This window comes from Streptomyces sp. NPDC048111, from assembly GCF_043202815.1.
Taxonomy (GTDB): domain Bacteria; phylum Actinomycetota; class Actinomycetes; order Streptomycetales; family Streptomycetaceae; genus Streptomyces.
On the sequence record NZ_JBIDBD010000048.1, the window covers coordinates 20,573 to 29,885 of the forward strand.

At 74.9% G+C, this 9,313-nt stretch carries 4 protein-coding genes; 1 reads left to right on the top strand and 3 read right to left on the bottom strand.

Translation table 11 applies throughout. The features are described 5' to 3' along the window. Position 1: 1 nt before the first annotated feature. The 3 genes from ACGF3I_RS34095 to ACGF3I_RS34105 all read right to left on the bottom strand — a co-directional run bounded on the left by ACGF3I_RS34095 (position 2) and on the right by ACGF3I_RS34105 (position 6,720). On the bottom strand, positions 2 to 2,620 hold the full coding sequence (locus ACGF3I_RS34095; protein WP_393139012.1) for a hypothetical protein: 2,619 nt from the start codon (positions 2,618 to 2,620) through the stop codon (positions 2 to 4). Between the two features lie 86 nt (positions 2,621 to 2,706). Beyond that, entirely contained in the window at positions 2,707 to 5,952 is a 3,246-nt protein-coding gene (locus tag ACGF3I_RS34100) for a tetratricopeptide repeat protein (protein ID WP_393139013.1), read from the bottom strand. Positions 5,953 to 6,153: 201 nt separating this feature from the next. Beyond that, positions 6,154 to 6,720 carry a Uma2 family endonuclease gene (locus ACGF3I_RS34105; RefSeq protein ID WP_393139015.1) on the bottom strand — a complete coding sequence of 189 codons (567 nt, stop codon included), beginning with the start codon at positions 6,718 to 6,720 and terminating at the stop codon, positions 6,154 to 6,156. A 127-nt stretch (positions 6,721 to 6,847) separates the two neighbouring features. Here ACGF3I_RS34105 and ACGF3I_RS34110 point away from each other — a divergent pair, with 127 nt between their 5' ends. Beyond that, a complete protein-coding gene (locus ACGF3I_RS34110) occupies positions 6,848 to 8,866 on the top strand; it encodes a thioredoxin domain-containing protein (RefSeq protein WP_393139017.1) in 2,019 nt (672 codons plus the stop codon). Positions 8,867 to 9,313: the final 447 nt, after the last annotated feature.

Here is a 9,313-nt window from a genome sequence, read left to right on the forward strand (position 1 = left end):
CTCACGCTCCCCGTACGCGGGCGGGCCGGGGTGCGGTGGCCGGCCGAGGGGTGGAGGTGTCGGGGAGGTCGAACTCCGTCTCGACCTGTTGCAGCACGGTGCCCGTCCGGTCGTCGGTGAGGGTGAAGCGGAGCCGGTGGAGGCCGGGCCGGTGGCCGGTGACGGTGAATTCGGCGCCGTGGGCGGCGAGCGGGGACGGCCGCACCAGACACACCGCGGGCTCGGCGTCGGCCGGGGTGAGAGGGGTGGCGACGGCCCGCAGCCACACCGGGCGCCCGGAGGCCGTGGCCCACGGATGGTCGCGGCCGGCCTCGACGCGCAGCAGGATCCGGGTGGGCGGGCCGTCGAGCAGGGTGAGCCTGACCCGGCAGGCCTGCGGCGCCTCCTCTTGCGGTACGGCCCTGATGGTGTCGCGGGCCCGGCGCGGGACGTCGAAGTGCCAGGACGGGGACCGCCGTCCGCGGCGGCGGTGGGTCTGCAGCAGCCGCGCGTCCTCGCACGCGCCGAACTCCTCCTGGGCGAGCTCGGCCAGGACCGCGTCCACGCCGTCGCCGTCGCCGTCGAGCAGATGCAGACAGAAGCGGGCCCACAGCTCGCCGTGCTCGTCGCCCAGCGTGGCGAACAGGGCCCGGGCCTCGTGCAGATGGCCGGCTTTCTGCGCCTTGCCGAGCTCGTGGTACGGACTGACGGTCGGATGTCCGGCGAGGGCGAGCTCCGTCCAGGCGAGGCCGTGCGGGCAGTCGATCCAGCGAAAGTGTTCGGCGGCGTCCCGCAGCAGCCCCGGCGCCTCCCCGGAATCCCTCTCCAGCAGGGCGAGTTGGTGCATGCTCCAGGCCGTGCCGAACCGGTCGGGCAGCGCCTCGAAGAGGTCGAGGGCGGCGGTGAGTTCCCCGACCGCCTCTGTCTGTGAGTCGCGGTCGGCCAGGCCGAGGGCCAGGTGGTAACGGGTCCAGGCCAGCCCGCGCAGGTCGCCGCTGCGCTCGTGCAGGGCCTTCGCAGCGCGCAGTTCGACCAGGCCGACGGCGGAGTTCTCGGTGGCCAGGCGGGCGCGGCCGAGCACGGTGGCGCACCAGGCGAGACCGCGCAGGTCGCCGATTGCCCGGAAGACGGCGCCGGCGCGTTCGGCGGCGGCGCGGGCGGCGCGGGGCCGGCCGGTGCGCAGGAGCAGACCGGCGTGGTGCAGGGTCGTCCAGGCGCGGGGGCGGTCCCGTTTGAGGTCGCCGTGGAGTTCCGCCGCCGCGGTGAAGGCGTGGTCGGCCGCGGCAGCCCGGCCCTGGTCGCTGAGGATCTGGGCGCGCAGTGTCTCGGTGGCGGCCCAGGCCTCGGGGTCCTGGGCCGGATCGGGCCCGAGTTCCTGGAGGGCGGCCCGCAGCTCGCCCGCTTCGTGCGCGGAGGACGCCCGGCGCAGCCGCCGGGCGGCTTCGGCGGAGAGCGTGCCGGACGGGATCTCCGGTTCGCGCACGGCACGGTCGAGCCGCTCGCGCAGATCCGTCCGGTCGGCGGGCACCGCGCGCCGCAACGCCGTGAGCCGGTACCCGTCACAGCGCACGGCCAGCAGGCGGCCCAGCGGTTCAAGGAGCACTTCGCGCACGGCGGGCAGCACCAGCGCCAGATCGAGGTACTCGTCCAGGCAGCGCGACACCTGTCTGCGAGTGGCTTGCCGGGCTTCGCCGTCGAGGACACCCAGCAGGTCCTCGCATGCGGCGGCGGCGAGCCCCTTGCCGGACACCGGCCGGTACTTCGCGGCGGCGGCGCGCACCGCGGGCGGCACGGTCCACCGGCCGTCGTAGGCAGGCACCAGTAGCCCCGCGTCGTCCAGTTCCTTGATCCAGCCCGTGTCCCCGGTGTAGCTCAGTGCGGCCGCGGTGTCGGCCGAGAAGGGTACCGGCCCGTACAGATCGAGCCGGCGCACGGACGCCCGGCAGGTGTCGCTGAGGCGGTCCAGGGCGAGGGCGGCCAGCGCGGCCGTGCGCCGGCCGAGAGCCCTGGGCAGCATCCGGCGCAGCTCCCGCGGCCCGGCGTCTCCCTCCAGGAGCGGCCCCACCAGGCGCAGCAGCAGCGGAAGGCCGTCGGTGATCCGCCACAACGCCTCCGCGTCGGCACCCGTCAGCAGGGTGCTCCCGGCGCGCCAGGACAGCACCGCCGCGTCGTGCACGTCGAGGGGCCGGACTTCATGGCGCCGCACCTCGTGGTCCGTCAGCGCGGTGAGCGGCTCGCGCGCGGTCAGGACGAGCCTGACGTGGGTGTCCTCGAACGCGGCGAGCAGGGTGCGAGCGACCTCGGCTGACGGCACGTCGTCGAAGACCACGAGCGCGGGGAACGAGGCGAAGTGACGGCGGCAGGCGTCGCGCACCGTACCGGGCCCTGCCGTCGGATCACCGGCCGGGTGCCTCAACTGCGTTGCCTGCGGGTCCAGTTGACTCAGCATGCGCAGGAGTGAGGTGGTGGGGTCCGGCCGGTCACCGCCGGGCGGAACCCAGCACACGGGCCAGTCGGAGCCGGAGTCCCACCGCGCGACGAGGTGGGCGGCGAGGGCCGATTTGCCCACGCCCGCCGGGCCGTGCAGGAGCAGGGCCCGGCCGGGCCGTGCCCGGCCGTCGGACAGGGCGGCGCGCAGCACCGCACTCTCCTCGGCGCGGCCCGCGAACGGGGCGCACGGGCGGGGCGGGCGTAACGGCTCGCAGGCGCCCGTGCTCGCCGCCCCCCTCACCGCCCCGCCCCCACCGGCACCCCCACGACCTCCCGGGCGTGTCGGTCCGGGACCATGCCCAGGTGCCAGGCCTGCCAGCCGGTTTCCAGGGAGATGCCGCGTTCGAGGATGAGCGTGTAGGCCTCCGCGCAGTCCTCCAGCTTGGCGTCGCGCGCCTCGTGCCGGGCGCGCAGCAGCTGGGCCAGCTCCTCCTGGGCGACCGCGCTGCCCACGTCCACCCCGCCCGCGCCGGCGAACGGCAGCAGCGTGCAGCGCAGGAAGCGGGACCAGTCGCCGCCGCGGCGGTCGTCGTACGAGGCGAAGAGCGCGGTCGCCTCGTCGCACAGGGCGAGCGCGGGGCCGGGCCGGTTGTTGCCCGCGTCGACGAGCGCGAGCTCCAGACACGTCCAGGCCTCGCCGTGGGCGACCCCGATGCGGTGGAAGTCGGCGCGGGCGTCGACCAGGAGCTGGCGGGCGAAGCCGGAGTTGCGCAGGTTGCCGGTCTGGGCGGCGCGCTGGTCGCGGGTGACCCGGCCCGAATGGTGACGGGCGCAGGCCAGCCCGTAGACGTCCCGCATGCGCGAGAACATGGTGCGGGCCCGCTCCAGTTCGCGCACCGCCTGGTCGCGGTCGCCGCGCTCCTCCAGGGCCTGGCCCAGGTAGTACAGCGTCCACGCCTCGCCGCGCGCGTCCTCCTGTTCGCGGTGGCGCGACAGCGCCTGGCGCAGACCGTCGGCCGCGGCCCGGGCGTCGCCGTCGACGAGGCGGGCGCGGGCCAGCTGGGTCAGCGCCCAGGCCTCGCCGCGGCCGTCACGGGTACGCCCGTACAGATCGAGCGCCTCGTTCAACTCGCTTTCCGCGCGCGGTACTTCACCGGTGCGCAGGAACAGCTGGCCGAGCTGGAAGTGGGTCCAGGCCTCGCCGTGCAGCGACTCGTTCTCGCGGTGCAGGGCCAGGGCGCTGTCCAGCAGGGCGAGCGCGCCGGACAGGTTGGAGCGGTCGCGCTCCACGGCCGCGAGGGCGTGCAGCGACCAGGCGCGGTCGCCGGACAGCTCCTCGCCGGCCTGGAGGTCGATGGCCTCGCGCAGCCGGGCCGCCGCCTCGGCCAGATTGCCCTGGTGGTGCAGCGTGATGCCGAGGGAGCACAGGGCGAGCGCCTGACCGGCGTCGTGCTGGGCCTCGCGGTAGAGGCTGACCACGGACGACAGCGTCGTACGCGCCGTGTCGAGCTCGCCGAGCTGCCGGGCCGCGATCCCGGTGCGCCACTGCACCGAGCGCACCAGGAGCCCCTGGTCGACGGCCTGGGTCAACTCGCCGATCTCGCCCAGGCGGTAGAGGTCTCCGCGCAGCAGGCAGTAGTCGCAGAGCGCGCCGAGCAGGCTGAGCACGGCCTCCTGGTCGACGCCCTCGGCCTGGCGCAGCGCGGCCGTGATGAAGCTGGACTCGTCGTCCAGCCAGCGCAGCGCCGCGTCGAGCGAGGGGAAGCCGTGCCCGCCGAACTGGCCGGCCCGGGTCGACATCTTGCCGTCGACCATGCGGCCCACCGCGTCCGCCAGCTCCGCGTAGTTGCGGATCAGGCGTTCCTGCGCGGCCACCCGCTCGGACTGCTCCTCCTCGTCGGCGAGGCGGGCGGCGGCGAAGGCGCGCACCACGTCGTGCAGCCGGTAGCGGGTGCCGCGTACGTGGTCGATGAGCCCGGCGCCGGCGAGGGCGGTGAGCTGGCGCTCGGCCTCCGGCTCATCGGCGCCGAGCAGCGCGGCTGCGGCTGCGGCCCCGAGCGAGGCGCGGCCGGCGAGCGCGAGGCGGCGCAGGAGGCGGCGGGCGGGCTCCGGCTGGTCGGTGTAGCGCAGCCACAGGGCCCGCTCGGTGGGCGCGACCGGGCCGTAGGCCCCGAGGTCCGCGGCGAGGGCGCGCGCCGAACGCGGGCCGAGCGAGGACCCGGCCACGCGCAGCGCGAGCGGCAGTCCGCCGCACAACTGCCGCACCAGATCCGTCGATTCGGCGTCGTAGGGCCCCGGGTCCTTCTCCTCGGCGGCCTCCCGCAGCAGCTCCTCGGCGCCCGCCGCGTCCAGCGGTTCGACCGGCAGCTGGTGCACCCGGGCCGGGAGGTCCGCGGGCAGGTCGAGGGGGCGCGAGGAGGTGACGAGGACCAGGCCCTCGGAGCGCTGGGGCACCAGGGTACGTACCTGCTCGGCGTCGTCGGTGTCGTCCAGGACGACGGTGACCGCGAGGCCCGTCAGGTGCTGGTGGTAGAGCTCGGCCAGGCGGCGCACCTGCTGGTCGGCCGACGCGCCGGCCCGCCCCGTCGCATCGGGCCGGTCGGGGGAGACCCCGTTGCGGAACAGGAGTTGCTCGCGCGGGGCGCCGAGCCGGTTGAGCAGGTGCAGCAGTGCGTCCCGGGTCGGCAGCGGGCTCTCGCCCGACAGGCCGCCGCCGCGCATGTCGACCAGGCAGGCGCCGCGGAACTGGTCGCGCAGCGCGTGCGCGGCCCGCAGCGCGAGGGTGCTGCGGCCCGATCCCGGCGGCCCGTGCAGCACCACGACCACCGGACGCGTCTCGGTCGAGGCGCGGGCCGCCTGCACCCACTGCGCGATCCGGGCCAGCTCGGCGCGCCGGCCGGCGAACGGGCCCTGCGGGTCCGGCAGATGGCCGAAGGACTGCTCGAGGACCGAACGCCGGCGGGCCGCCGCGCTCTTGTCGGTGCCGCGCAGCTGGGTGGGCACCTTCTTCTGCGGCGGCTTCGGTGCCACCGCCCGCTGCTGGTCGAGGAACGGCCGGATGCCCCGCACCTCAAGGGCGGTCAGCCACTGCAGGCGCAGCTGTTCGAGGCCGCCCGGCTGGGCGAGCGCCCCGGCCCGCCGGTGCGCGGCCGGCACGTGCGAGGCCGTCACCCGGGCGACCGTACCCGCGGCCCCGGCCACCGCCACGACCGCTCCCGCGGCCACCGCGCCACCCGCGCCGAGCCCCAGCGCCGCATCGGCCACGATCGCGGCGACGGCGCCAACGCCCGTCGCCAGAAGCCCCGTTGAACCGCCCTCGCGTTTGAAGCGGTCCCCGAAGGTGAGCGTGCCCGCCGCGGCCTCGTCCAGCGCCTGCGCGTACGCCGCGTACTCCTCCTCGGCGCTTTGGGCCAGCGCGTCGAGCGCGCCGCGGCCCCGCGAGAGCAGCGCGCTCGCATCGGACCGCCCGCCGGAGCGCCGTACCTCTTCCTCCACGGCGCGTACCAACAGCCGCTCGGCCTCGGCCCGATGGCTGTCCCGCATGTGCGTCCCCCTCCGCGAGCCCGACATAGCCCTGCGCCTCCAAGTGTCGTGCGTGACGCGCGCCGATGCGAGGGAGTCGGGGGATCGGCTCGGGGGCGGGTGCGGGTGCGGGTGCCGAACCGGCCCCCTCGCCCGCGGGGCGCTGCGAACCGCGCGGGCGCTACTGGCCTCCCGGAGGAAGCGGCGCGACCCACCCGTTCGTCACATGTCCCCGAGGTCGACCGCTACGGAGAAGGGCACGGTGGCCTTCACCGCGCCGGTGAACATCTCGCCGTCCCTGTAGGCCTTGGTGGCGGGGTCGAGAACGTAGGTGTAGACGATCGGGACACCGGTGGCGGCCTGCTCGACGCGCCAGTAGAAGGGGATGCCGGCCTTGGCGTACTGGTCCACTTTCACGATCCGGTCCGTGGTCTCCGAGCCGGGCGACACCACCTCGGCGACCAGGAGTACGTGCTCGGGACGGGTGGGCGTGAGGTCGATGGTCTCTGCCCGGTAGACGATGACGTCCGGGCGGCGGTTGGTGAGCGGAATGTCCTGCAGGCGGACGTCGAAGTCCGTGTCCGCGTTCCAGTCCGGCCCCGCGGCGGCGTCCATGGCGTTGGCCAGGACCCGCGCCAGACGGTTGTGCCGTTTGGAGGCGCTCGGGCTCACGACGACCATCCCGTCCACGATCTCGATACCGGCGCACTGCTCCTCGGACCAGGAGTCGTACTGCTCCGCGCTGATCTGCCCATGCATCCACGCGGGCGCCACCATCTCGGCGGTCATGGGTACCTCCTCCGAGGAGCCTCGACAGGTCCGGCACTGCTGCGCTCAGCCTACTGTTCGCAGGTGTGGGGCAGCGTCTCCGTGCGGGTTCGCCGGTCGTGGTGGGCGTTGTGAGAGGCTGGGGCGTATGAACCGGTTGGCTGGTACGACCTCGCCTTATCTGCTCCAGCACGCTGACAATCCGGTCGACTGGTGGCCGTGGGGACCCGAGGCGTTCGAGGAGGCGAAACGGCGCGATGTGCCCGTCTTCCTGTCGGTCGGCTACTCCGCCTGCCACTGGTGCCACGTCCTCGCGCACGAGTCCTTCGAGGACGAGGTCACAGCCGCCTATCTGAACGAGCACTTCGTCAGCGTGAAGGTGGACCGCGAGGAGCGGCCCGATGTGGACGCCGTCTACATGGAGGCCGTGCAGGCCGCGACCGGGCAGGGCGGCTGGCCCATGTCGGTGTTCATGACCGCGGACGGCGAGCCCTTCTACTTCGGTACGTACTTCCCGCCCGAGCCCCGGCACGGCATGCCGTCGTTCCGGCAGGTGCTCGAAGGCGTACGGAGTGCCTGGACGGACCGGCGCGACGAGGTCGGCGAGGTCGCCGGGAAGATCGCCCGGGACCTGGCGGCCCGCGAGCTCGACCACGGCGCGGGCGGGCTTCCCGGCGAGGAGGAACTCGCCCAGGCGCTCCTCGGGATCACCCGCGAGTACGACCCGGCGAGCGGCTGGCTCGGCAGCGGGGACACCAAGTTCCCGCCGGGCATGGTCATCGAGTTCCTGCTGCGCCACCACGTCCGCACCGGGTCCGAGGCGGCTCTGGAGATGGCCGACGGCATGTGCGAGGCAATGGCCCGCTCCAGCCTCTACGACCAGCTGGGCGGCGGCTTCCACCGGTACGTCCTGCGGCCCCGCCCCGGTGGGACCCTGGTGCCGCACTTCGAGAAGATGCTGTACGACAACGCCCTGCTGTGCCGGGTGTACGCCCACCTGTGGCGGGTCACCGGGTCGGACCTGGCCCGCCGGGTCGCGCTGGAGACCGCCGACTTCATGGTGCGTGAGCTGCGCACCAACGAGGGCGGCTACGCCTCGGCGCTCGACGCCGACAGCGACGACGGGACCGGGCGCCACGTCGAGGGCGCCTTCTACGTCTGGACGCCCGCGCAGCTCGCGGAGGTCCTCGGCGAGGAGGGCGGCGCGGCAGCGGCCCGGCACTTCGGGGTGACGGCGCAGGGCACGTTCGAGGAGGGCTCCTCGGTCCTCCAACTTCCGCTCGACGGCGGGGAGTTGTCGCGCGAGACGTACGACCGTCTGCTGTCCGCGCGCGCGGAGCGGGAGCGGCCCGGGCGGGACGACAAGCTCGTCGCCGCCTGGAACGGCCTGGCCGTCGCCGCGCTCGCGGAGGTCGGCGCGCTCTTCGACCGCCCGGACCTCGTCGAGCGGGCGACCGAGGCGGCGGATGTGCTCGTACGCGTCCACATGGACGGCCACGCGCGCCTCTTCCGTACGTCCAGGGACGGCCAAGTGGGCCGCAACAGCGGCGTGTTGGAGGACTACGCGGATGTCGCCGAGGGCTTCCTCGCGCTCGCCGGGGTGACGGGGGAGGGGGTCTGGCTGGAGTTCGCCGGGTTCCTGCTCGATCTCGTCCTCGACCAGTTCACCGGAGAGGGCGGTGTCCTCTACGACACGGCGCACGACGCGGAGCAGCTGATCCGGCGCCCGCAGGACCCGACGGACAACGCGACCCCGTCCGGCTGGACGGCCGCGGCCCAGGCCCTGCTGTCGTACGCGGCGCACACCGGCTCGGCCGCGCACCGGGAGGCGGCCGAGGCGGCGCTCGGGGTGGTCCGGGCGCTCGGGCCGCGGGCGCCGCGGTTCATCGGGTGGGGGCTCGCGGCGGCCGAGGCGGTACTGGACGGGCCGCGCGAGGTCGCCGTCGTGGGGGCGCCCACGGATCCCCTGACCGGCGCGCTGCACCGCACGGCGCTGCTGTCGGCGGCGCCGGGGGCGGTGGTGGCGGTGGGGGTGCCCGAGGGGGAGTTTCCGCTGTTGGCGGGGAGGGGGTTGGTGGGTGGGGGTGCGGCGGCTTACGTGTGCCGCCACTTCACGTGCGAGGCCCCCGTGACGACCCCCGACGCCTTGGCCACCGCCCTGTCCTGACCCTGGGCTTCGCCCCGGCCCCCCACGCTTTGCCGCCCTGCCGACGGGTGATTGCCTGCGCGGTTCCTCGCGCCCCTGGGGGCTGGGGGTGGCCGGGTTGCGCAGTTCCCCGCGCCCCTGGGGGTGCTGGGGGTGCCCCGGGGTTTGCGTAGTTCCCCGCGCCCCTGGCCTTTTGGTCGTGTGCGGGTCGTGGTCGCTTCTCGCGCAGTTCCTCGCGCCCCTGGGGGGCTGGGGTGCCCAGGGTTTGCGCAGTTCCCCGCGCCCCTCAACCCGTATTCGTGTGCGGGCCGTGGTCGCTTCTCGCGCAGTTCCTCGCGCCCCTTAACTGCTCGGTGCTGGGCAGCACCGGGCAACCTCAGCCCGTCCGGCGTTTGAGGACGAGCGCCGTTCAGGCGCGATCGGGGTTCGGGGCGGAGCCCCGAGCAGGGGTGCAGGGGGCGGAGCCCC